At 69.8% G+C, this 21789-nt stretch carries 22 protein-coding genes; 9 read left to right on the top strand and 13 right to left on the bottom strand.

Annotated features, from left to right (window positions below; all coding sequences use genetic code 11):
* Positions 1 to 10: 10 nt before the first annotated feature.
* Positions 11 to 196 (top strand): hypothetical protein, encoded by a 186-nt coding sequence (locus ACI769_RS17580; protein WP_211934215.1) that lies wholly within the window; start codon positions 11 to 13, stop codon positions 194 to 196.
* 399 nt (positions 197 to 595) lie between these two features.
* Here ACI769_RS17580 and ACI769_RS17575 read toward each other — a convergent pair whose 3' ends face one another.
* The 13 genes from ACI769_RS17575 to ACI769_RS17515 all read right to left on the bottom strand — a co-directional run bounded on the left by ACI769_RS17575 (position 596) and on the right by ACI769_RS17515 (position 13038).
* On the bottom strand, positions 596 to 1399 hold the full coding sequence (locus tag ACI769_RS17575) for an ATP-binding protein (RefSeq protein WP_409142038.1): 804 nt from the start codon (positions 1397 to 1399) through the stop codon (positions 596 to 598).
* Between the two features lie 17 nt (positions 1400 to 1416).
* Positions 1417 to 2597, bottom strand: a protein-coding gene (locus tag ACI769_RS17570) for an IS3 family transposase (RefSeq protein WP_409142037.1) whose coding sequence is annotated in 2 segments (ribosomal slippage) — positions 1417 to 2310 and positions 2313 to 2597 — 1179 coding nt in all. Because the reading frame shifts where the segments join, the coding sequence is not laid out codon by codon here.
* A 45-nt stretch (positions 2598 to 2642) separates the two neighbouring features.
* The gene (locus tag ACI769_RS17565; RefSeq protein WP_409142036.1) at positions 2643 to 3008 is read right to left on the bottom strand and encodes an ATP-binding protein; all 366 of its coding nucleotides are present in this window, start codon (positions 3006 to 3008) and stop codon (positions 2643 to 2645) included.
* Positions 3009 to 3078: 70 nt separating this feature from the next.
* Positions 3079 to 3609 carry a hypothetical protein gene (locus ACI769_RS17560; RefSeq protein WP_409142035.1) on the bottom strand — a complete coding sequence of 177 codons (531 nt, stop codon included), beginning with the start codon at positions 3607 to 3609 and terminating at the stop codon, positions 3079 to 3081.
* Between the two features lie 601 nt (positions 3610 to 4210).
* Positions 4211 to 4822, bottom strand: coding sequence for a hypothetical protein (locus ACI769_RS17555; RefSeq protein ID WP_409142034.1), 612 nt, complete (start codon positions 4820 to 4822; stop codon positions 4211 to 4213).
* Entirely contained in the window at positions 4822 to 5598 is a 777-nt protein-coding gene (locus tag ACI769_RS17550) for a ParA family protein (protein ID WP_211934211.1), read from the bottom strand. The genes ACI769_RS17555 and ACI769_RS17550 overlap by 1 nt, the downstream gene beginning before the upstream one ends.
* Before the next feature lie 153 nt (positions 5599 to 5751).
* On the bottom strand, positions 5752 to 7437 hold the full coding sequence (locus ACI769_RS17545; protein ID WP_211934210.1) for a MarR family transcriptional regulator: 1686 nt from the start codon (positions 7435 to 7437) through the stop codon (positions 5752 to 5754).
* A gap of 264 nt (positions 7438 to 7701) precedes the next feature.
* A complete protein-coding gene (locus tag ACI769_RS17540; RefSeq protein WP_211934209.1) occupies positions 7702 to 8169 on the bottom strand; it encodes a hypothetical protein in 468 nt (155 codons plus the stop codon).
* 346 nt (positions 8170 to 8515) lie between these two features.
* On the bottom strand, positions 8516 to 8818 hold the full coding sequence (locus tag ACI769_RS17535) for a helix-turn-helix domain-containing protein (RefSeq protein ID WP_211934208.1): 303 nt from the start codon (positions 8816 to 8818) through the stop codon (positions 8516 to 8518).
* 48 nt (positions 8819 to 8866) lie between these two features.
* On the bottom strand, positions 8867 to 10225 hold the full coding sequence (locus tag ACI769_RS17530; protein ID WP_211934207.1) for an AAA family ATPase: 1359 nt from the start codon (positions 10223 to 10225) through the stop codon (positions 8867 to 8869).
* Positions 10222 to 11673, bottom strand: coding sequence for a hypothetical protein (locus tag ACI769_RS17525; RefSeq protein ID WP_211934206.1), 1452 nt, complete (start codon positions 11671 to 11673; stop codon positions 10222 to 10224). The genes ACI769_RS17530 and ACI769_RS17525 overlap by 4 nt, the downstream gene beginning before the upstream one ends.
* Entirely contained in the window at positions 11663 to 12757 is a 1095-nt protein-coding gene (locus ACI769_RS17520) for a D-alanyl-D-alanine carboxypeptidase family protein (RefSeq protein ID WP_244985815.1), read from the bottom strand. The genes ACI769_RS17525 and ACI769_RS17520 overlap by 11 nt, the downstream gene beginning before the upstream one ends.
* Positions 12754 to 13038: a hypothetical protein gene (locus ACI769_RS17515; RefSeq protein ID WP_409142033.1), complete on the bottom strand. Its 285-nt coding sequence runs from the start codon at positions 13036 to 13038 to the stop codon at positions 12754 to 12756. Before ACI769_RS17515 ends, ACI769_RS17520 begins: the two co-directional genes overlap by 4 nt.
* A 309-nt stretch (positions 13039 to 13347) precedes the next feature.
* Here ACI769_RS17515 and ACI769_RS17510 point away from each other — a divergent pair, with 309 nt between their 5' ends.
* Genes ACI769_RS17510 through ACI769_RS17475 form a run of 8 tightly spaced genes read left to right on the top strand, consistent with a single transcriptional unit; the run spans position 13348 to position 21761 of the window.
* Positions 13348 to 14025 (top strand): DUF6668 family protein, encoded by a 678-nt coding sequence (locus ACI769_RS17510; RefSeq protein WP_211934204.1) that lies wholly within the window; start codon positions 13348 to 13350, stop codon positions 14023 to 14025.
* Complete coding sequence (locus ACI769_RS17505) at positions 14022 to 14294, top strand: hypothetical protein (protein WP_211934203.1); 273 nt, start codon at positions 14022 to 14024, stop codon at positions 14292 to 14294. The genes ACI769_RS17510 and ACI769_RS17505 overlap by 4 nt, the downstream gene beginning before the upstream one ends.
* A gap of 9 nt (positions 14295 to 14303) precedes the next feature.
* Positions 14304 to 15038, top strand: a complete 735-nt coding sequence (locus ACI769_RS17500; protein ID WP_211934202.1) for a hypothetical protein — start codon at positions 14304 to 14306, stop codon at positions 15036 to 15038.
* Positions 15031 to 16455: a hypothetical protein gene (locus ACI769_RS17495; RefSeq protein WP_211934306.1), complete on the top strand. Its 1425-nt coding sequence runs from the start codon at positions 15031 to 15033 to the stop codon at positions 16453 to 16455. The genes ACI769_RS17500 and ACI769_RS17495 overlap by 8 nt, the downstream gene beginning before the upstream one ends.
* A complete protein-coding gene (locus ACI769_RS17490) occupies positions 16452 to 17954 on the top strand; it encodes an SCO6880 family protein (RefSeq protein WP_211934305.1) in 1503 nt (500 codons plus the stop codon). Before ACI769_RS17495 ends, ACI769_RS17490 begins: the two co-directional genes overlap by 4 nt.
* Positions 17951 to 19603, top strand: coding sequence for a hypothetical protein (locus ACI769_RS17485; protein WP_211934304.1), 1653 nt, complete (start codon positions 17951 to 17953; stop codon positions 19601 to 19603). Before ACI769_RS17490 ends, ACI769_RS17485 begins: the two co-directional genes overlap by 4 nt.
* Entirely contained in the window at positions 19603 to 21354 is a 1752-nt protein-coding gene (locus tag ACI769_RS17480; RefSeq protein WP_211934303.1) for a type IV secretory system conjugative DNA transfer family protein, read from the top strand. The genes ACI769_RS17485 and ACI769_RS17480 overlap by 1 nt, the downstream gene beginning before the upstream one ends.
* Positions 21351 to 21761, top strand: a complete 411-nt coding sequence (locus ACI769_RS17475; RefSeq protein ID WP_211934302.1) for a DUF4913 domain-containing protein — start codon at positions 21351 to 21353, stop codon at positions 21759 to 21761. The genes ACI769_RS17480 and ACI769_RS17475 overlap by 4 nt, the downstream gene beginning before the upstream one ends.
* Positions 21762 to 21789 lie beyond the last annotated feature (28 nt).

Genomic DNA, 21789 nt, shown 5'->3' with positions numbered 1-21789 from the left:
GGTCGAGCGCATGGACGAGGTCGTCGGTGACAGCGGTGAGTGGCTCGTGCTCGTGGCGGGCTTGTTCGTCTACGTCGCCGTGATCGCTTGGTGTGCGTTCCGGGTGTCTGGTCCGGACGTTCGTCGGCGCGCGGAGGAACGCGACGTGCAGGAACTGCTCGACCTGTATCGCAACGTTGAGAAGCACCGCGGGTAACCGTGCGCTTCCTTGCGAGCTAGGACGCTTTCGATCTCCGTGCGCCCAGCCGAGGTCGAAGACGGGCACTACCTCACCTCAGCGCTCCCCCATTCGGCCATCGGCCGCGTCCGGGAACGACGATGCCCTCGTGCTCGGGTGAGCGCGAGGGCGTCGATCAGTCGTTCGGCTAGAGGCTCTCGGGTGCCTCGAGGCCTGGCCAGGTCAGGTCTCCGATGGCTGGCGTTGTGGGCTGAGGGAGGTGGGCGAGCAGGGACTGCTCGACGTCTTGGCGCTCAGGGACGGCTACGGCTGGGTGGTGAGTAGGCGGGTAGTTGACGTCGAGGGTCATGTCTGCTCCTTGGGTGGTGGCCCGCAGCGCGCGCTGCGCGGCGACAGGGCGCGCTGGCGGGGTACAGGTCAGTTCTCGGGGCGGTTTGCCATCTCGTACTGGGCGGCGTGCTCGCGGAGGTATTCGCGCAGGTAGGGGATGGCGAAGTCGACGTAGCCGCGTCTGGTTGTCTCGATCATGCCGGCGTCGAGGAGTCTGCCGCGGTAGACCTGGGCGTAGGAGTCGCTGACGCGTAGTCGCTTCGCGATGACTCCGGTGCGGGAGGGGCCGTCGTCTTGTGCCATGGCGAGCAGATAGGTGCGGTCGACGTCGGACAGGTCGGCGAGGGCCGTGGCGTGGACGGTGGAGCCGAGTCGCTTGCGGGCGGCTGGGATGCCGAGTGCGACGGCGGCTTCGTCGATGGTGTCGCTGCTGGCTTTGCGCCATACGTGGTAGCCGACGAGCTGGATCATGAAGGGGTAGCCGCCGGTGGCTTGTGCGGCGGCGTCGAGGGCGGTGTCGGTGATGGTGCGTCCGCTGTCGGTGATGGTGGTGCGCAGGGCGGTCTTGACGTCGTCGAGGGCGACGTCTTCCAGGTGGACGGGTGTGGCGCGGCGCAGGAAGGTCAGGACGTCGTCGTTGAGCAGGTCGGAGACCGACGACGGGAGACCGGCGAAGGCGAGGGCGACGTTGCGGTCTTCGCGTACCAGGTGCTGGAACGTTGCGGCGAGTGCGCGAAGGTCTTCGCGTGCGACGTGGTGGACCTCGTCGATCGTGACGAGCAGTCCGGTGCCGTGGTTCTCGAGTGCGTCGAGCACTCCCCCGAGCTCGTCGCGCCACGCCGTGACGACGGCAGGTGCCTGGCTGAAGGTGAGGCCTCGGGGCTGCTGCATGATTCCGTGACAGTTGGTTAGGCAGCTTGGTCGGCGGCCTGGCTCATGATGATCTCGAACTCGATCGGGGTCAATCGTGCGAGTCTGGCCTGGCGTCGGCGACGGTGGTAGGTCCGTTCGATCCAGGTCACGATCGCGATCCGCAGCTCCTCTCGGGTGGTCCATCTCTGCCGGTCCAGGACGTTGCGCTGAAGCAGGCTGAAGAAGCTCTCCATGGCGGCGTTGTCACCGGCTGATCCGACCTGGCCCATGGATCCGCGCATCTGGTGGCGCCAGAGGGAGTGCTGCAGCTTTCGGCTTCGAAACTGGCCGCCGCGGTCCGAGTGCAGGGTGCAGCCGGCCACGCGCACCCCGCGGCGCGAGACCGCCGATTCCAGGGCGTCGACGGCCAGCTGGGACGTCATGCGGTCGGCGATGGAGTACCCCACGATCCGGTTCGACCACACGTCCTTGACCGCACACAGGTAGACCTTGCCTTCGCCGGTGGGATGCTCGGTGATGTCCGTCAACCACAACCGGTTCGGGCCAGGAGCGGTGAATTCGCGACGCACCAGGTCATCGTGCGCGGGCGCGCCGGGCCGCCCATTCTTCCCGCGGCGCTTCTTGCCGAACACGCACCACCACTGGTTCGCCGAGCAGATCTTCCACACCGTGCGCTCACTGACCTTGTGCCCGGCCGCGTTCACCTCGTCGAACAGCAGCCGGTAGCCGAACTCGGGGTCCTCACGGTGGGCATCGAAGACCGCGTTCGCGAGATACGCCTCCTCGAGCTCGCCGCCGGTGACCGGCTGGGCGAGCCAGGCGTAGTAGTGCTGGCGGTGGAGCTTGAGCACCCGGCACGCCACCGCGACCGGCACCCTGATCGGGGCACCGGCCGCGGCGAGCTCTCTCACGAGCGGGTAGAGCCTTTTCCCGGCAGCTGAGCCTGGGACAGGTACGCCGCCGCCCGCCGCAGGACCTCGTTCTCCTGCTCCAGCAACCGAATCCGACGTCGAGCCTCACGCAACTCCCGTGCGTGCTCCGAGGCGACGCCGGGCTTCACGCCGTCCTCGACATCGGCGGCACGCAACCACTTCGTGATCGTCATCTCATGGACCCCGAAGTCCTGGGCGATCTGTGCCAGCGTCACACCGGGACCACGGTTCCGGGCGACCCGCACGACGTCCTCACGAAACTCACGGGGATAGGGCCTGGGCACAGCAACATCCTTCCAGCCTGCTCGGCGAGCAAGCGATCTGAGATGTCACAGATCCGTGCAGCAGCCCCCTCCACCTACGACCGGCAGGGTGACACCGGTGATGCTGCGGCCGCGGTGGCTGGTCGGATCGTGCTCGCGCGAGAGCATCGAGGTGGCTGCCGAGAGGCGGTCGATGAGGCCGGGCGTGGCGGTCTCGGCGATCGTCACCCAGGCTCGCTGGAGCGCGGTGTCGGCGACCTCGGTGAGCATCACGGTCTTGCCGACGCCGCGGGCGCCGGTGAAGATCGTCAGTCGTCCGGGCGCGCCTGGTCCGTCGTCCAGGGATTCAGCGAACTCCTCGAGGTCGTCATCACGCCCGACGAGCAGGGGCGGTGTGGCGCCCGCTGTGGGCTTGAACGGGTTACGCGCCACCGTTCGCACTCCTTTGCAGTCTTTGCATTCGTTGTAGATCTTCGCACACGGCGTCGATGCGCGTGCTCCCCTAGCGACGTGTTCGTTCGTGGCGGGCGTTCGTCTGCACGCACCGTGGGCACACGTGCATCGTCGAGATCCGCGCGCGTTCCCTCTCGCTCATCTCCTCGGGCACCAGGACGGTGGCGCCGCACAGCGCCTGGGGTGCTCGGCCTGCGATGATGTGCGCCCAGTGGGACGGCCATCGGTACGTCCAGCGGTAGCCGGTGAGGCTCAGCGCCGAGTCGTTGACCGTGGGGACATCCGTACGGAGCGCGACTGCGTCGGCGGCACGGATCGTGCCGGCCTCGTTTCTGGTGGACTCGCCGAAGCCGGCGCGTGTGCGCAGGCACTGGTGAAGGGTTAGGTACGGCCTGTTGGGTGGCGAGGACGCGTCGGCGCCGCTGATCGCTCCGCGCGTGGCCGTGTAGTACCAGCGCTGAGACTCGTCGAGATCGGGATTGGCGGCTTCTCGCGCGTGGAATGTCCGCACAGTGCCGTCGAAGCACCTCAGGCGGACAGTTTCCACGCCGCACGTGCGGCAGGATCCACGCTCGACCATCGCACCTCCCGCTCTATCGATGTCAGCCTAGGTGCGCACATACGAGCTGTGCCCCACTCACGTGGAGCTTCTAATCTCGGTTGTCCCGCGACTGCGCCAACGAGGACAAGGCAGGCGAGGCAGTGTGAACTGCATGAACGCATGCATGCATTCATGCATTCATGCATGGTCGCCCGAACCAACAGCTCGCAGGAGAACCGTTCATGCATTCATGCGTTCATGACGTCATGCATGAATGCATGTAAACATGAATGGCTTCATGACTTGCTTCATCAACACATGCAGTCATGCATGAAGTGGTACATGAATGCGTGAACTACTTCATACTTTCACCGACGCACGCAAAGTGGTCACGGGATCATGCATTCATTCGTTCCTGCTTTCATGAAGGCATGCATGAACTGTCCGGGTGGTGGATGTACGCCGGCCCAACGATGGGCTCGCGAGTTTATGCATTCATGCATGCTTTCATGAACGGTGCTGGGCGCGGCTGGGACCGCGGTACTCATGACTTCATGCATTCATGACTTCACACACGCCTGCGCAAAGGCTGAGGGCCCCGCGCGATCGACGCAGGGCCCTCAGACATGGACGGGATGACTCAGCGCATGCCGACCTTGCGTTCGGCCACCTCGAGCATGTAGTCGAGCGCGCGGTTGGTCAGGCTGGTCGTGGACTCGCCCGACACCGCGGAGTAGAGCTTGAGCCGGCGACGTAGATCTGGGGTAAGGCGGGTCGAGAACGGCACGAGCGCAGCATCATCGTTGCGTCCGAGCACCGGCTGAAATCGGGGGTCAGACTCCTCGAGAGAGGGGGCAGCCGGAGCATGCCTGCGAGGTCGAGCCTTCGACGCCGCCTGGCGTGGCCCCGGCTCCGGGGTGGGCAGCGGTTCAGGCTCGGCCGACTCAGCGGGTTCGCCTGCCTCGTCCGTCTCGCTGGTCTCGCGCTGGCCGTCCTCAACTTCCGCCGTCTCGTCCTGATCCGGCGTAACGAGCGTTGTGCTCTCTGCCGACGGGGCGCCATCCGCTGTGGGCGCGGGCTCGGGTTCGGTTCCTTCGGCCTCGTCAGACGTTGGCCCTTCGTCCCTCTGCTCAGGCTCGACCACAGCGGTGGTTGTGCTCGTCCCGTTTCCGGACTCCGGCGCCGCGACAGGCGCCGGCTGACCGAGGACGACGTCGAGAGCTGTTCTCTTCGACATTCGCGGCTTCGGCATCAGTTCTTCCCCTTCCGGCCCTCGGCCAGCGCCCTGGCGTGCTCAGCGAACAGGTCTGATAGGACCTTTGCGCCCTCGTTCTTCAGCTCGTGCAGCGGCAGCTGCTCGCTTGCGACCTCCGCCGCGGCGACGCGCTGCGGGATCACCGGGTTCATGACGAGCCCGCCCACGGAGTCGTTCAACTCGGCGATGCGGTACCGGTGCTCGTTGGTGCGGCGGACCATGTTCACGATGACGCCGAACAGGGTCAACGAGGGGTGAGGCCCCTGGCGGATCCCCTCGAGCGTAGTGAGGAATCGGTCGAGGCCTTCGGAACTCCACGGCTCCGGGATCGTCACGGCGACGACCTGGTCGGCCGCGAGGAGGCCGGAGACCGTACAGGTCCCCAGATCCGGTGGCAGGTCGATGATGATGTCGTCGTACTTGGAGAGCAGGTCGGCGTTGTCTCGAAGGACCTTCTGGAGACGGAAGGCGGCCATGACGTCGGGGTCACGTTCAAGGGTCTGGATGGTGTCGGAGCCCGGAACGACGTCGATCCCCTCCCACTGCGACTTCTCGATCGCATCGGACAGGTGCGCGGGAGCCTTCGCGCGCAGGACGTCCTCGATCGTGATGTCGCCCTCCGCGCCCACGGTCGAGGACGCAGACATCTGCTGATCGAGGTCGATCAGCAGACATGACCTGCCGAGACGAGCGAGCTCGCTCAGCAGACACAGCGACACCGTGGTCTTCCCGACACCGCCCTTCTGGTTTCCGAGCGCGGTCGTCGTCGTCATCGCGTACCTCTCTCAAGTCGTCCAGGGTGTCCGGCGGACGCCTGGTTGTGCATGTTTGCATGAATGCATGAAGTCATGACTGGCGAACACGGTTCATGACGTGGTTCATGTCTGTGTTCATGAATGAAGATCGCTGGGGCCTCGGCCCTCATCTCAGGCCACCTCCGTCGCGAAGAGGGTCTCGGCCGCGGGGGAGTGGAGTTCGTCCCAGTGCTCGCCCTCATCCCAGTGGCCCTCGAACCGCGCGAGCCAGGCCCGCCAGGTGGCCCGCTGTGCGCGGTGACGGCGCATCTGCTCGTAGATCGCCTCGAAGGCGCCGAGGTGCTCGGCGACACGCCCGAGGCGCTCCGGGAAGGCTCGCAGGCCCTCGTCTGTGCGTTCGACGAGGTCCCAGGCGGTGAGCAGGTCAATGCTGGTGTGAACAGCTCGTCGCGAGATCCCGGTGATGGCGACAAGTTCCGTGATGGAGGAGGCCCTGCCCTGCTCAACGGCCTCGAAGACGAAAGCACTGACGTGGCCGAGCTCGCGGAAGGCCGGCCGAAGCGAGTACACCTTGCCACGCTGCCAGCGCAGTTCGTCCGACCGGCCGCGGAGATCGTGGGGGAGGGTGAGCTCGTACAGGTCTGCTGTCTCGCCGCGCGCGGACTCGATCAGGTCGATCCAGCCAGCACGCTGGAGTTCGTGCAGTAAGACTGACACCGTCGTGTAGTCGGCTCCGCAGGCTTCAGCGAGCGATCTGCAGCCGAATCCGACGTACCTGCTGCCGGTCTTGTGTGCAGCCTCTCCGATCGCACGGAGAAGAAACCGTGCCGTGTACCAGTGCCTACCGGGAAGACGCACCGTCTCGTAGGTGGAGACCGCAGCCCGCCAGGTTCGGATCCAGCCGTGGTCGTCGCCCCCCTGTGACAGAAGAGCGCTTGTGTTGGAGATGTGCACACTGTCTTTCTGCACGTCACTGCTGGTTTTCGGGTCTTGAGGCGTACAGGCGATGTACGCCCTCGCCTTGAGCCAGTCGGCCCGCAGGGACACGGGGCGCCGTGCGGGGGAGTACCGGGCGTACATGCCCGCGAGAGCCGGCCATGTGCCATCGTTGAGTCGACGCTGCACATCGGTGATGTCCCAGCCGGCACGCACGCAGGCCGTGATGACCGCCTGGCGTGCAGCGGATGGCGAGTCGTAGCGGCCGACGTCCCAGAGCCCGTTGCGGGCGATCGCGACGACACGGGCGGAGAGCGTGCCGGGTGCACCGGGCTGGTCAGAGGTGGGCGCAGAGACGATTGTCAGGTCGTCGCGCTGAGCGCGGACCGCGGCAATGTCGCCGGCGAGCATGCCGCGGAGCTCTGCAATGGCGGTGGGTGGGTTGGGTCGCTTGAGGACGTCGACAGCGCTCGAGAGGCTGCTGGTCAGGACTTGGTGGCCGCCGGCGCCGTGCGTGGATCCTGGCGTGCGGATGCACCCGGTGCGCACGCTGCGGTGCGGGCCTGGATCGAGCGTGGGCGCGTGCCGGGCAAGCGCCTCGACGAGCTCGCGAGCAACCTCGAACGGCAGACGCTTGGCGAGGGGGACGTAGATGTGACGACCACCGGTCGGGGCGATGTCGACGAAGGTACGCAGCCCGGCAACGGCGAGGATGCGCTGCAGCACTGCTCCGTCTCGGGCTACGTCGACCGCACCGTGGCGGCCCTTGGCGTCGAGGTCGAGGAACAGGGCGCGGCAGCAGCCGTCATCACCGTAGACGCGGACCGCGGCCGGTGCCGTCGGACGCGCGAGTGTGAGTTTACGTTCGCCGCGGGTGGGGTAGTCGACGCTGCGATCAGCGCGGATCGTGCCGATGCGCACCCGGTCGCACCCTGCAAGGAGGTGCGCGGTGTCCGCCCACTGCTCGTCGGGCGAGCCTGCGCGCGGGTGCGCATGGCTCGCCTGCGAGAGCTCGGAAACGGTTGGCGACGACACGCCGGTGTAGGCGAAATCGCGCCCCGTCGGGGCGGTGGGTATGATGGCTCCTGTTCTTAGGTAGAGAACCGCTCCGGTTTCCAGCCGCCAAGCAAGTCGCCGGAAGTGGTTCGATCTGGTGGCCCGTCCCGCAAGGGACGGGCCACTTTCTTATGCGGGTTGGCGCATCGCCTCCCGGGCGTAGCGCGAACGGGGCGCCAACGCAGGGTCGGCATCACGCGTGATGCCGTGCCACGCCATGACTGCCGCGACGATGTACTCCTTGTACGTCATGCCCTGCACGCGCGAGCGTGAACGGACGAGATCTCCGATGGGCCGCGCGGGACGCGTCGTGAACTTGATGGTCTCGGCCCAACCGGAGGCAGGAGCGGTGTCCCACGCCTTCACTCCGACTTCGTCGAGCATCTCCTGAATGCGGCCGGCATACGGTGCTCGCGTCTCGACAGGTGCGAGCCAGGGCATGCCCACCTGCTCGGCGAGGACCGCGGCGATGTACTCGCCGTGGGGCATCTGCAGGGCGTCGGCGTTGCGTCGAAGGATGTCCGCGGCGGCGACGGGGAGCTCGAGCAGGAACTGGTCCCTGTCACCCTTGCTCGGTCGTCCCGTGGAGATCGTCATGGGCATACTCAACCACACGACTTCCTGAATCCGGACGAATTCTGCAACTGGCGTGTCGGCGTGTCGCCCGCCGCGTGTTCGTGACGATGGGCGCCTGAACGTGTACGTCCCTGGGCGCCTACTGCGATCGCGATCACAGTGATACCGCGCGCTGGACGCCACGTCAGGCATGCCGAAGAAGCGGAGGGTGTTTCCGCGGCGGCCATGCGCGCCTGCGAGGCGTGTGTCGTCCTCTCTCACCCTCGGGTGCACGCTTGCTTCCCCGGCGCCGGTCGCGTTGAAGCCCGAGCGGCCTGGCGAGCGGAGGTGACGGCGCACTGCTTGCCGTCCCGCAGAGCCCTTGGTGTCACTGGCCCAGCAAGCGCCGTTCGAGCTTCTTGACGAGCGTCCGCAGGCGCTTGTCGTCGACGTGGTAGCGCACGGTGCGGCCCTTGCGCTGCTCGAGGGGGAGGTCGCCGACGATGATGCCGGCGGCTTCGAGGTCGCGTAGGTGTTTGCCGAGGCTTCCGACGGAGATGCCGGTGGCCTTGTGGATGGCTCCGAAGTAGTCACCGGGGTGCGTGCTCAGATGGCGCACGACGGCCGTGCGATCGGCGCTGCGGGCGATCTGCCCGAGGGCGTCGATGTCCTCGTCGTGGGTCGCGGGCACGTGAGTCACGGTCCGTTCTATGCGTGCGGCTGATGCTCATTGTGCGGGTTATAGGCCCCGCGCTACTGCAGCCCCCGCCGTAAGCCAAGCACGTCGTGTGGTCGGGCGCAGCGTCGAGAACTGCAGGTGTCCGTCGACCATCGCCTTGTCGTAGGGGATGGTGACCGCTTGGCGGGCGATCGTTCGGTACCCGTCGGCGATCTGGTCGGCCTCGTGCTGACCGCCCTTCTCGTTGGCCTGGTTGACGACGACGACGGCGCCGGCAGCCAGGGCGGCCGATCGCTCGTCGCGGTCGGCCAGGGCTTCGAGCAGCAGGGCGCCGGCTTCGGCGATGTCCGCTCGGGTGGTTGTGGCGACGACGAGCTGGTCGGCGTGGTCGATCATGCGCAGCCACAGCGGGTCGGACTCGTCGTTGCCGGAGTCGACGAAGATGAGCCGGTAGTACTTCTTGAGCACGGCGTGGACGGCGTCGAAGTCGTCGACGCCCAGGCGCTGCTGGTCGGCGAGCATCATGGGCTGGGAGCGCAGGACGTCGTAGCGGTCGTGGGTCTGGTGGTGCACGTAGTGGGCGAGGTCGGCCGACTGCGCGCTGGTGCCGAGCAGGTGGGTGGCGCGGGGGAGCATGTCGAGCAGGGTCGCCTCGTGCGGGCCCTGTTCGGTGCGCCAGCCGAGAGTGCCGCGGGTCTGGTTGTTGTCGTAGGCCACGACGCCGGCGCCGCCGTTGAGGGCGAACACCGCGGAGAGCAGGACGGTGGTCGGCGTCTTGCTTGCGCCGCCCTTGCCGTTGACGACGGCGATGGTCCGGGGTCCGGGCCAGTGCTGGGAGACCGCGCGGACGTTGGCGCGCTCGATGCGCTCGGCTTCGCTGGGTGCCATGCGGATGCCTGCGCGCGTCATCGCTCCCCGCAGCCCTTTCATGGCGGGCTGCTCGGCCTGAGCGACGGTGAGGAACGACTTGCGGGCGCGGCGGGTCATGGGCTCGGCCGCCGCGGGGTCAGGCGGGCCGGGCTCGACGGCGGGGGCGAGCTCGTCGCCGCTGCCGAGGGTGGGGGTCGGCTCGGGTGCCGGCGTGGTGGGGGCGGCGTCGACGTCGGGCGCCGGCGACTCGTCGCGGCTGGGCGGCGCCGGGTTGTCGGCCTGCTCGGGAGACGGTGCGGGCGCGGGCGGGGTGTCGAGGTTCCGCACGGGCTCGACGCGCCCGTCCGGGGTCACGCGTAGGTGTCTGGCGCCGCTGGCGTCGACGGCCTTGACGGTGACGGGTCGGCCTTCCTTCGCGGAGTGGCGCAGGAGCACGCTGACGGCGCGCTGCTGGACGTCGGCGGGGTTCCCCGGTGCGAGGGGAACGGTCTCGTCGGGCAGCTCGACGTGGCCGCCGCTGCCGTCAGCGTGGACGACGACGTTGATCATGGGTTCGTCCCTTCGTCGGTTCGGGGTACTGCGTACAGGAGCGTCTGGTCGACCTTGTCGGCCATGACGTAGGCGTAGTCGTCGGTGACAGCGAGGGGTGCGGTCGCCGAGGTGGACTCGTCGTAGATGCGGGGCTCGTCGTCCCCGGCCTCCAGGACGGCCGCGGCGCGGCCGACGGTGCCAAGGATCGTGTGTCCGTGGACCGCGGTCGGCGTGATGTCGGGGAGCTCGAGGATCGCCGGCTCGGGGGAGTAGTCGACGAACAGCGTCCCGAGCGTCATGGTCTGCCCGGTCGGATCGTGCAGCGGGACGTCGTCGGCACCGATCGCCGCGTCGTCGACGGCTGCCTGGGCCGTGATGCGGCCGGTGGCGATGTCGACGAGCGCGGCCAGGTCCGTCGGCCCGGCGACCGGCCAGGTGATGACCAGGGTGGCGTCGTCGGCGGCAGACACGGCCAGCGGGGCGCCGCTGGCGCCGTCGGGGCGCGGGAGGGCGTGGCGCACGGGATCGGCGTCGGCGGTGATGAGCCACCAGGCGTCGTCGCCGACCGCCACGATCCCGTCGTGGCGGGCGAGGACCGGGTCGGCGCCGACCGGAACGTCGCGGCGCACCAGGCCCTCGCCGTCGAACACCGCAACGGTCTGGTTCTCGAGGGTGACCAGCGGGCTGGATCCGAGGTGGGTGACCTCGGCGCGGCGGGCGGTCAGCGGGAGGTCGACGGCGGGGGTGCGGGCGGGGTCGGTGACGTCGAGGGGCCACAGGTGCAGCTCGGACGAGGACGTGGCGGCGACGACGTGCCGGCCCTGGACCTCGCTCAGCGCCAGAGCGCCCCGCGCGCCCGTCCCGGTCCACCGCGTGCGCCCGGTAGCGGGGTCGAGCATGTTGAGGTCGCCCGACGGCGTGGTCACGACGACCGAGCCGTCGTCGCGGACCAGCGGCGTCGAGCGCGGGTCCACCGGCACGGCCCAGGTAGCCCGGCTCGCGAAGCCCGGGGGAGTCGCGACCGGCAGGTTGGCGCCGGCGCCGGGTAGCGGCTCGGGCGTAGCGGTCTGGGTCTGTGCCGGGGGCTGGTCGGCCTCGTCGGCGATCGCCAGGACGCCGACTGTCGCCGCGCCGAGTACGACGACGCACCCGGCGGCCGCGCCGATGCCCAGGAGCAGGCGCGGCCGGGGGCCGCGTGGGGCAGGCGGTGGGGGAGTCGTGTCGATGGCCTCGCCGTCGGCGGAGACCACCATCTGGAAGACCCCTTCGGGTGCGGCGGCGCGCACGCGCACCGCACCCAGGTCCTGCTCGCGCACGAGCTCGGCCACGGCCGCGACGCCGGCAGCGGCGGGAGTTTGTCCCGGGGCGACCTCGACCGGGCGCCCATCGACGGTCACGGCGCCGTCGACGGCCATCGCGAGGTTGACCACCGGGAAGGCCGGCACGGTCTTCGGATCAAGCGGCATCTGCAACTCCCCAGTACTCCCAGTGCCACGGCTCGGGGTTGACCCCGCCCTGGTCGGCCCAGCTCGGCAGGATCCAGCCGTAGGCGGGCGCGTTCTGCTTCATCCATAGGTGCTGCGGTGTGCCGAACCGGTTGATGCCACCGCCGAGGTCGACGGCCAGCCCCCAGCCGTGGTTCGACGTGCCGGGCGTGGCCGCCATGCCGCCCTTCTGCGCCTTGAGACGCACCTGGGTGTCGTAGTCGCGGTAGGCGTCGGTGATCGACAGCGGGCGCCCGAACTGCGCCTGGTAGACGTTGTTGAGCGCGGTGAGCGCGTCGGTCGCATCCGCGCGCAGGTAGTGACCGCTCGCCCAGGGCAACACCTTCATCGCGCTGCCCGGGATCCGGCCGTTGGAGTGCCCTCCCCAGGCGCCCGGGCCGCCGTCGGTGGGGTAGTCCCCGGAGCCCGCGGCGGTGTCGACGGCACAGCTGGACGGGCTCTCGCCGGTGGGGTCGATCTCGAGGCCGGTGAGCGCGGCGACGATGGCGTTCGCGTCGGTCCAGTACTTCTCGTAGTGGAACGGGTCGGCGTTGCGCTGAACTCGGTGCGCCGCGATCGTCGGGGCCAGGTCCTGCCAGCCTTCGACGGCGACCAGCCGCTCGTAGAACTTCGTCGCCGCGTACGTGGGGTCCATGACCTGCTCGCGGGTGCCCCATCCCAGGCACCACTGCTGCTGGAACAGGCCCAGGCTGCACGTCGGCGTCCCATCCGGGTTCGTCACACCGTGGCGGTCGTCGCCGTAGTCGACGTTGATCAACGACGACTCGCCCATCGCGGTCATCACACCGATCGCCTGCGCCTTCACGGGCAGGGAGAGCGCCTGAGCGGCGTTCATGATCAGCGCCGCGTTGCGCAGCTGGTCGGCGCGGACCTGCGGGTCGCCCGAGAGCCCCTGCAGCTCCTGGTCGACGACCGCGTCGACGTCGACGCTCACCGCTTCGCCGCTCGCAACGGCGGGGGCGCACCCACCGCCGCCGATGACCACCAGCAAGAGGATCGGCAAGAAGAAGACGAACGCGAGCGACCCCCCGAGCGCGCGCTTCACGACGCCTCCTGCGGCGGCGTGAGCCGGTCGACCAGCCAGGCGTCAAGGACGCTCTGACGCACGAGCTCGACGCGGTACTGCCCGACGTCCGTACCCACGAGCACGGCGGCACTCGTGCCGTCGGGACCGCCGGCGAACTGCCCGGCGTCGGCGACGCCCGATGCGGGGACGCGAGCCGGGTCCGTGAACTCGTACGCCTGCATGCCCTCGGGCGTCAGGTGCGCGCTGAACTCCGCCCACCACGCCTCGTATGGGCGATCGCGTGCAGTGAAGTCCGTCATCGCGGCCACCGCGACCTCCACCGCGGCTTCGCTGTCCGGCGCGCTGACGACGTCGGGCGCAGACGGCTCGCCCGAAGGGGCCGGCCCGTCAGTCGCCGCTTCGGACGCGGTCGCGGCGGGCGGGGATTCGGTCGCCGCCTCCGGTGCCGAGCACGCGCCGAGCACGAGAAAGCTCGCGATCACCGCTGCAGACCGCCTCAGTCGCATCCGCCGGCCCCGCCTTTCCTGTGTCGGTTCACGATCTGATCATACCCTAGCGCAACGTGATGAAATTGTGCCATAATCTGGTTGTAGCCAGTTGAGAAGGGGGTGCACAGCTTGTTTCGACGCAGGTCACAGGCGGTCGACCCGCCAGTCCAGAACCCGTTCGTCGCCGCGCCGATGGCGCCGCAGTCGGACGTCGAACCGCAGCCCGAGGTCGACGAGGTGCTGGGCGAGCAGATCGCGCTGGCCGGGCCCTCGCGGCCTGAATCGGCACCGCCGGTCGATGTGGCGCACGACGACCCCTGGCCCCGCCGGGATGTCCCCGAGCGCCCGCTGATCTGCGTGATGGGGCTGCACGGGGGAGCAGGGGCGACCACGCTCGCCGGGCTGCTCGGCGAGGACGCGGTCGACGTCGGCCGCAGCTGGCCGGTCGCCACCGGGTGGGAACGCCCTCTGCCCAGCCTCGCCGTGCTCGCTGTCGCCCGGACGCACCACGCCGGCCTGAGCGCCGCGGAACGGTTCGCCCGCCTGTGGGCGGCCGGGACGCTTACCGACTCCACCTTGCTGGGGCTCGTCCTCGTGGACGACGGGCCTCGCCTGACGGCACCTCAGCGTGCTGCGGCGCGTCGCCTCGCGCAGATGACGCCGCATGGCTGGCACCTGCCATGGAACGAGCTGTGGCGCATCGAGCCGGCGGTGGTCCACGGCGCACCGATCCGCACCCGCCAGGTCATCAAGAACATCCGTGCGCACGCACGGAACATCGAAGGGAACGACGAATGACACCGCGCATCTACCAGCTCGCAACCAGCGTCCTGCCCGACCCCTCGCCCGAGGAGCCGCCGGGCGTCGAGGGCGTGACCACGGTCCTGAACTGGCTCAGCTGGGGCGTGATCGTCCTCGGCGTCGCCGGGTTCCTCGTCTCCGCCGGCTACCTCGCCTTCGCGGCGTTCACCGGCCGCGAGATCAACGGGTTCAAGGGCCTGGTCATGTCGATCCTCGTGTGCATCCTCGCGACTGGCGTCGGGGCGATCATGCGGGTCTTTGTCTAAGGAGTACCGATGAGCGACGAGAACAACCACAGCACCAGTCCGTTCAACGTCTGGTGGTGGGTCGCGGGGGGCTTCCTGCTGCTCATCGTCGTCCTCGTCGTCGTCGCCCTCGTCGGGACGTCGCGCGGGTCGGACGACAGCCAGACAGGGCCGTCCGACCCGTCGCCGACCATGTCGGCGGACAGCCCCGACGCCCCGGCGACGCCGGACGCGAGCGGCAACGCGTGCGACCTGCCCGCAGCAACCGAGATCCCGGTCGCGGGACCCGAGGCGTCCTGGGAGGCCGTCGGGTACTTCATGGTCCCGACCTCGCCCGAGTACGGCCCGGTGGCGACGGACGACTCGGCCTGGCCGTGCTTCGCGCCCTCGCCGACCGGCGCGCTGTTCGCGGCCGTTCATCTCTTCATCGGTCTGAATGAGACCGACTACGTCGAGGTGGCCGAGTCGGCAACCGTCGACAACCCGGCCCGTTCCCAGTGGGTCAGCGCCCAGGACCTCGAGGCGAAGGGTCAGGAAGCGGGCCGTGTCGCGCAGGTCGCCGGGTTCCAGTTCCAGCAGGTGGAGACCGACCGAGTCGTCATCGACCTCGGGCTACGCCAGAACGACGTCGAGGCGTCCATCCGCCTCGGGCTCGTGTGGGACGAAGCTGCCGGCACGTGGCTCGGCGACTTCTCAATGAGCCAGCTCGAGCCGGTGCTGGCAGACCTAGCGACCTTCACGCCGTGGGGAGCCACCGGTGGATGAGTGCAAGGGCATCGACTTCGACTGCCGCCTCGGCAACAAGATCGCCGAGTGGGGGCAGTCGGCCGCCGAGACGTTCGTGAAGAGCATGGCGGAGGGGGCCGTATCCGTCCTGGAGTGGCTGAACACGTTCTGGCTGGGCATGCCCTCGCCCGACGTGAACGCGTCGCCGGTCACGGCCATCCAGCAGAACCTCTCCTGGTACACGTTCGTTTTTGCGCTGATCGGCATCCTCATCGCGCTGGGTCGCATGGCCGTGACGCACGAGTTCCGCAGCGGCGCCGGCGCGGTGCGGATGATCGCGAACCTGATCGTCGTCTCCGCCGTGCTCGCCACGGGCTTCACGTCGCTGATGGCCGCCGGGGATGCCTTCGCGCCCTGGATCGTCGAGCAGGTGACCGACGATCCGATGTCGCTGCAGGGGATCCTGAGCGTCGACCTGTTCCTGGTCACGGGCATCGGTCCTGGTCTGATCCTGGCGCTGCTGGCATTCCTGGCGAGCCTGGCGAACGTGGCTTTCATGATCGTGCGTGGCGCCTTGGTGCTGGTGCTGTTCGCGTTCTTGCCCACCCTGGCGGCCGCGTCTGGCTCCGAGTCCGGTGCCCAGGCGTTCCGCAAGGCGATGAGTTGGCTGCTCGCGTTCATCTTGTTCAAGCCGGTCGCGGGCGGGATCTACGCGCTGGGCATCCTCATGCTCAAGGATCCGCCGCAGATTGCCGGCCTGGACCCCAACGCCAACGCGATATACGTCACCAGTCTCGCGATCGTCATCCTGCTGGCGGCTGCGCTCGCGCTGCCAGCGCTGATCAAGTTCATCGCCCCGGTCGCCGCCGGCGGTTCGTCCGGGGCGTTCTCCGGGGCGGCCGCCGCCGCGGGCGTCGTGGCCACGGGAGCCGCGGTGGTCGCAATCGGTGCGACCGGCGGGGCCGCGGCACCGGCGGCCGCGGGCGCCGGCACCACGGCGACCACGAGCGGTACCGCCGCTTCGACCACAGGCACCACGGCGGCCGCGAACGGCGCTGCGGGCGGGGGAGCTGCCGGTGGCGGAACAGCGAGCGGTGGAGGCTCCACGCCATCGGGCGGCGGCAGCGGGAGCGGCACCGGCGGGTCGAGCCCGGCGGGCGCGGCGAGCGACGGCCCCGGTACGTCGAGCGGTGCAGGGACCTCGAGCAACGGGGCGTCCTCTGGGTCGACGAGCGGATCTGGCGCCTCGCCGAGCGAGACGACGAGCACCGGGACGAACGGTGCCAGCGGTGCCCAGCCTGCAGCGGCGCCGGACAACAGCGGCGCGACGACGGCCACGACCGGTTCCTCGAGCGCGGACCGCACCCGGGTCGGTGCGCAGGTTGTCGGTGACTTGGCGAACACCGGGGCGACGGCCGCAGGCGCGATGGACGACGTGACGGAGGAGAAGCGATGACTGAGGCAGCAACCCGGATCCACTACGGCAACCTGACCCGCCCGAGCCGGCAGGGCGTGCTCGGCCTGCCGATGGGCGTGACCCTGCTCGGCATCCCGTTCGTGGTGCTCGTCGTCCTGATGCTCGTGCGGGCCTGGTACCTGCCCGCGCTGGTGACCGTGGCGGTGGGCGTGGCAGCGGCCGCGCTGCTGGTGGGCTTCACCCGCCAGGGCCGCAGCTTCTACGCACGCAGGATGCTGGTCTCCGCGCACCGGGCGAAGACGCGCCGCGGCGACAGCCTCTACGTCGCCGGCCCGGCCGGGAAGGTGCCGGACGGGACGTTCAGCCTGCCGGGCCTGATGGCACCGAGCACCCTCAGCGAGCACCAGGACGCGTTCGGCAACCGGTTCGGGCTCATCCGGCTGCGCTCGGCCGCCCACTACACCGTGGTGATCGAGGCGTACCCGGACGGGGACGCGTTGGTCGACCAGTCGCGCATCGACTCGCAGGTCGCGCACTGGGGCGCCTGGCTCGCCCAGCTCGGCGTCGACGAGGGGATCGTCGGCGCGAGCGTCACCGTCGAGACGGCGCCCGACTCCGGCGTGCGCCTGACCCGCATGGTGCAGGGCAACATGGCCCCGGACGCGGAGCCGTTCGCGGCCGCGGTGGCCGGCGAGCTCGTCGGCGAGCTCGCGACGGCGTCGCCGATGATCGCGACCCGCATCGCCATCACGTTCTCCGGGAAGTCGCCGGAGGCCAAGGGCGGCGACCGCGGCACCCAGGCAATGGCCGAGGAGATCGGCAACCGGCTCCCGGTCCTGCTGTCGCAGCTCTGGGAGACCGGGGCCGGGACGTCCGTGCGGGCGTGCACCGCTCAGGACATCGTCGACTTCACGCGCGTGGCGTACGACCCGACGGTCGCCTCGAGGGTCGAGCAGGCGCGCGCCGAGGGCGGGACGGGCCTGACCTGGGCGGAGGCCGGGCCGACGTTCGCCGAGGACAGGATCGACCGGTACTTCCACGACCGCGCGGTCTCGAAGTCGTGGCAGATGTGGCAGGCGCCGGAGTCGATGTTCTTCTCCGGCGCGCTGCGGCGTCTGGTGGAGCCCACGCCCGGCGTCTTGCGCAAGCGGGTGACGCTGCTCTACCGGCCGATCCCGGCGGGGGAGGCCAGCGACGTGATCGAGGCCGAGATCAACAACGCCACCTTCACCGCCTCGCAGAAGCAGCGAGTCTCGGCGCGTCAGCGCACGCGGCTGCGGTACGCGAACAAGGCGGCCGAGGAAGAGGCGCAGGGCGCCGGCCTCGTGCGGTTCGGCGCGATCGTGACCGTGACGTGCGCGAGCTCGGACGAGTTCCCGCGCCTGGACAAGATCGTGCCTTCCCTGGGCAACCAGGCCCGGTTGCGGCTGCGCCCGGCGCTGGGCAACCAGGCCGTGGCGTTCCAGGCCGCGCTGCCCCTCGGCGTGATCCTGCCCGAGCACTCGATCATCCCCGCCCAGCTCCGGGAGTACCTGTGAACCGCACCGAGCAGTCCACCGGCCTGCAGCTGTCCCGCCGCGAGGCACGCCAGATCGCCGCGCGTGCCAAGCGGGCATCCGCGGCGAGCGCGCCGCGACGCCGCGGCGCCCTCGGCAAGTTCTTGGACGCGGCCGCCGAGGGGCGCGAGCAGGCGTCCCGGCGCGCGGGCCGGCGCGGCTGGGCGGGCCACGGCACGGGACGCGAGCCGTACATCGAGCCCGCTCCGGAGTACCAGGGCACGACCGTCCAGGTGTGCGGCCTGTGGCCGTTCATCGCGGGGTCGGGCAACCCGGTGCGCGGCGTGCCGCTGGGCCCGAACCTGCTGAACGGGTCGACGGTCTGCGCCGACCCGATCCACTGGTTCATGGCGAACCTGGTCCTCAACCCGTCCTGCTTCGTCCTCGGCCGCCCAGGCCTGGGCAAGTCCTCGCTGATCCGGCGCATGGTCACGGTGCTGGCGGCGTGGGGGATCACGCCGATGGTCCTGTCGGACACCAAGCCGGACTACGTCGACCTGATCCGCGCGCTGGGCGGGCAGGTGATCGCGCTGGGACCGGGCGTGGGCAACATCAACCCGCTCGACCTCGGCCCGCTCGTGCGCGAGCTCGAGCAGATCCCCGACGAGGAGCGCCGGCGCAAGGCGCTGGAGGAGATGCGCGCCAGGCGCCGCACGACGGTGCTCGGGCTGCTCGACCTCGTGCGCGGCACCCGGCTGCGCGACTACGAGCAGTCCCTGGTCGCCGAGGCGCTGCGCGTGCTGGACGAGGAGCACACCGGCATGCCGGTGGTCGACGACCTCGCCACGCTGGTCCGCTCCCGGCACCCGCGCCTGGTCCGCGTCGCGAGCAGTCGCGGGGACACCGAGCACTACGACTCCCGGGTGCAGGACCTGCTGGACGCGCTGCTGGCCCTCGGCGTCAGCGGCCCGTTCGGGGACGTGTTCGCCCGTCCGACCAGCGAGCACATCGAGCTCGGGCGCCCGATGGCCTACGACCTGTCCGGCATCGACGACGCGGACCTGCAGCTGCAGGCCGCGGTGCAGTCGGTGTGCTGGTCGGTCGGCTCGGCGATGGTGGCCGCCGACAAGCACCTGGCGGCCGCGGGCATGCGCGCGCAGCGGCACTACTTCCTGGTGATGGACGAGCTGTGGCGGATGCTGCGCGCGTCGGACGCGATGGTCTACTTCGTCGACGCGCTCACCCGGCTCAACCGCCAGCGCGCGATCGGGCAGGCGATGATCACGCACACGATGAACGACCTCAAGCTCGCGAACTCCCACCTGACGGAGATCGCCTGGGGCTTCGTCGAGCGCTCCGCGATGGTGTTCCTCGGCGGGCTGGCCGACAAGGAGATGGGCAACCTCAAGGAGGTCTTCGCCCTGTCCGGCCGTGAGCAGGAGATGATCACCGACTGGTCCGCCGACGGGGGAGTGAACCCCGAGACGTCCCAGGCCGCCGTCCCGCCCGGCCGCGGGAAGTTCCTTCTCAAGACGGGCAAGCGCGCCGGGGTCCCGTTCGTCATGCGCATGGTCCCCAGCGAGTACGACGTGAACAACACCAACCGCGCCTGGGCGGCGGCGATGGAACGCGCCCTGCAGGCGGGCAGCATCCGCCTCGAGGACGACGAGGCGGAAGAGGTGCTGGTCTGATGGCCCGCGAGGCGAACCGGCGGGCCGAACCGGCGACCAACGACCTCGGGTGGATGCTGCTCGGCGGCCTGCTCCTGCTCCTGATGATCGTCGCCGGCGCGCTGTGGGCCGGCGCGATGGCCAACCCGCAGATCCGCGACACCTCCAACCCGGTCGACACCGTGGCGCAGGTGCTCGGCGGCGACGTCGCGTTCACCGCGGCGCAGACCGCGATCACCCTGGGCATCGTCGCCGGCTTCCTCGCCGTGGCGGCACTGCTCGCGACGGTCGCGCTGCGCACCGGCCGCCAGCGTTCACGCATCGACTACAAGGCCCGGTACCTGGCCACCGGCCGCGACGTCACCGAGCTCACCGAGGGCGCGGCCCGCCGCGACGCGGCCCGGCTCGGCGCCGACGGCGCCGGGATCGGGGTCACCCTCGGCACGCACCTGCCCTCCCGCAAGGCGCTGTACGCGTCGTGGGAGTGGGTGCAGATCTGGCTCATGGGCCCGCGCGCAGGCAAGACCTCGTGCGTGTGCATCCCGCAAATCCTCGAGACCACCGGGCCGGTCGTGGCGACGTCGAACAAGCCCGACATCGTCGACGCCACCCGCGGGCCACGCAGCGAGCACGGGGTGTGCTGGGTCCACGACGTGCAGGACATCATCGGCGAGCGACCTACCTGGTGGTGGAACCCGCTGTCCTTCGTCACCGACCTCGAGACCGCCGAGAAGCTCGCCGACGTGTTCATCTCCTCCGCGACGACGGCCGGGGCGAAGCAGGACGCGTACTTCGAGTCCGCAGGCAAGGAACTGCTGTCGCGCCTGTTCCTCGCCGCCGCCCTGGCCCGCCGGCCGATCACGGACGTGTTCGCGTGGGCCAACGACCCCGACGCCCGCGACGGGGAGAACCCGGCCGCGCTGCTCAAAGCCCACGGCGAGGGTGCGCAGGCGATCGCGCTGGAAAAGACGCAGAAGCTCACCGAGAAGCAGCGCGACGGCGTGTACGGCACGGTCCGGCCCTGGATCGGGGTCCTGGGCAGCCGCAAGATCGCCGACTGGATCACCGACCCGACCGGGCGGCGTCCGCACTTCGACCCGGCCGCCTTCGTCCGCTCGACCGACACCGTCTACCTCGTGTCCAAGGAGGGCGGGGGCTCCGCGCGGGCGATCACCGCCGCGCTGACGATGGCAATCCTCACGGCGGCCGAGCGCGCCGGGTCGCGCGGGGTGGGCGGGCGCCTGGCCCCGCCGGTCACCGCGGTGCTGGACGAGGTCGCGAACGTGTGCCGCTGGCGCGAGCTGCCCGACCTGTACTCGCACTACGGGTCGCGCGGCATCGTGGTGTCCGCGTTCTTCCAGTCCTGGTCCCAGGGCGCCGAAGCGTTCGGGGAGACCGGGATGCAGAAGCTGTGGAGCGCGGCGAACGTGCGCGTGGTCGGGTCCGGGCTCTCCGAAGACAAGTTCCTGCCGTTCGTGTCGAACCTGATCGGCGACCACGACGTCGTCAAGCGCTCTGCGTCGCAGAACAAGACCAGCCGCACCGTCTCGACCTCGGTCGCCCGCCAGCGCCTGTTCGACGTCTCCGACCTGACCGCGTTGCCGCGCGGGCGCGCGGTGCTGCTCGCCTCCGGGCTGCCGGCCGCGCTGCTGCGCCTGGACCACCACAGCGCCCGCCCCTACACCGACAAGGTCAGCGCGAGCCTGGCCCACTACGAGAACCAGCGCGCCGCGCGCACCAACGTGCCGGCGCGCGCCCGGGAGGCAGCATGAGCGAGTTCGACGAGGTCGAGATCGACCTGGACGACGTGCCCGAGTCCGAGCCGGTCGCGACGTTCTACCCGAACGTCGACGTGTGGGTGCGCGAGTGGCTGCTCCCGCACTACAAGCGCAACCCCAAGTCCTTCCGGTGGGACCCGCGCTGGTGGGAGTACACCGAGGTCGTCGCGCGCCTGGAGGCGCTGTGGCGGTCCTGGGAGTTCCTGCGCGGTGAGGGCATGACCGGCATGAGCGTGTTCTTCCGCGACTACCTCGGCCCCGAGATGCGCGAGATCACCGCCACCGACGGCCCGTTCTGGCGCCTGAGCGACGTGCAGGATCGTCAGCTCCCGGACGCCTGGCCCGTCGAGGTCCCGCCGCCGGGGTTGTTCCGCGACGCGCACCACCCGGCCGAGCAGTAACCCCACCCGACACCCACCCTGGAGGCAT

It is taken from the genome of Cellulosimicrobium sp. RS, assembly GCF_046159675.1.
Classification (GTDB): domain Bacteria; phylum Actinomycetota; class Actinomycetes; order Actinomycetales; family Cellulomonadaceae; genus Cellulosimicrobium; species Cellulosimicrobium funkei.
Note: the sequence above shows the minus strand (reverse complement) of the source record. Positions and strands in the feature narration are given on the sequence as shown.

What these genes read in the sequence shown, in the direction of transcription:
- ACI769_RS17525 (WP_211934206.1), bottom strand. Translation starts at nt 11,673, where the DNA reads ATGCCGCTTGATCCGAAGACCGTGCCGGCCTTCCCGGTGGTCAACCTC.
- ACI769_RS17530 (WP_211934207.1), bottom strand. Translation starts at nt 10,225, where the DNA reads ATGATCAACGTCGTCGTCCACGCTGACGGCAGCGGCGGCCACGTCGAG.
- ACI769_RS17490 (WP_211934305.1), top strand. Translation starts at nt 16,452, where the DNA reads ATGACTGAGGCAGCAACCCGGATCCACTACGGCAACCTGACCCGCCCG.
- ACI769_RS17575 (WP_409142038.1), bottom strand. Translation starts at nt 1,399, where the DNA reads ATGCAGCAGCCCCGAGGCCTCACCTTCAGCCAGGCACCTGCCGTCGTC.
- ACI769_RS17540 (WP_211934209.1), bottom strand. Translation starts at nt 8,169, where the DNA reads ATGACGATCTCCACGGGACGACCGAGCAAGGGTGACAGGGACCAGTTC.
- ACI769_RS17515 (WP_409142033.1), bottom strand. Translation starts at nt 13,038, where the DNA reads ATGACGGACTTCACTGCACGCGATCGCCCATACGAGGCGTGGTGGGCG.
- ACI769_RS17505 (WP_211934203.1), top strand. Translation starts at nt 14,022, where the DNA reads ATGACACCGCGCATCTACCAGCTCGCAACCAGCGTCCTGCCCGACCCC.
- ACI769_RS17580 (WP_211934215.1), top strand. Translation starts at nt 11, where the DNA reads ATGGACGAGGTCGTCGGTGACAGCGGTGAGTGGCTCGTGCTCGTGGCG.
- ACI769_RS17555 (WP_409142034.1), bottom strand. Translation starts at nt 4,822, where the DNA reads ATGCCGAAGCCGCGAATGTCGAAGAGAACAGCTCTCGACGTCGTCCTC.
- ACI769_RS17560 (WP_409142035.1), bottom strand. Translation starts at nt 3,609, where the DNA reads ATGGTCGAGCGTGGATCCTGCCGCACGTGCGGCGTGGAAACTGTCCGC.
- ACI769_RS17500 (WP_211934202.1), top strand. Translation starts at nt 14,304, where the DNA reads ATGAGCGACGAGAACAACCACAGCACCAGTCCGTTCAACGTCTGGTGG.
- ACI769_RS17480 (WP_211934303.1), top strand. Translation starts at nt 19,603, where the DNA reads ATGGCCCGCGAGGCGAACCGGCGGGCCGAACCGGCGACCAACGACCTC.
- ACI769_RS17475 (WP_211934302.1), top strand. Translation starts at nt 21,351, where the DNA reads ATGAGCGAGTTCGACGAGGTCGAGATCGACCTGGACGACGTGCCCGAG.
- ACI769_RS17550 (WP_211934211.1), bottom strand. Translation starts at nt 5,598, where the DNA reads ATGACGACGACGACCGCGCTCGGAAACCAGAAGGGCGGTGTCGGGAAG.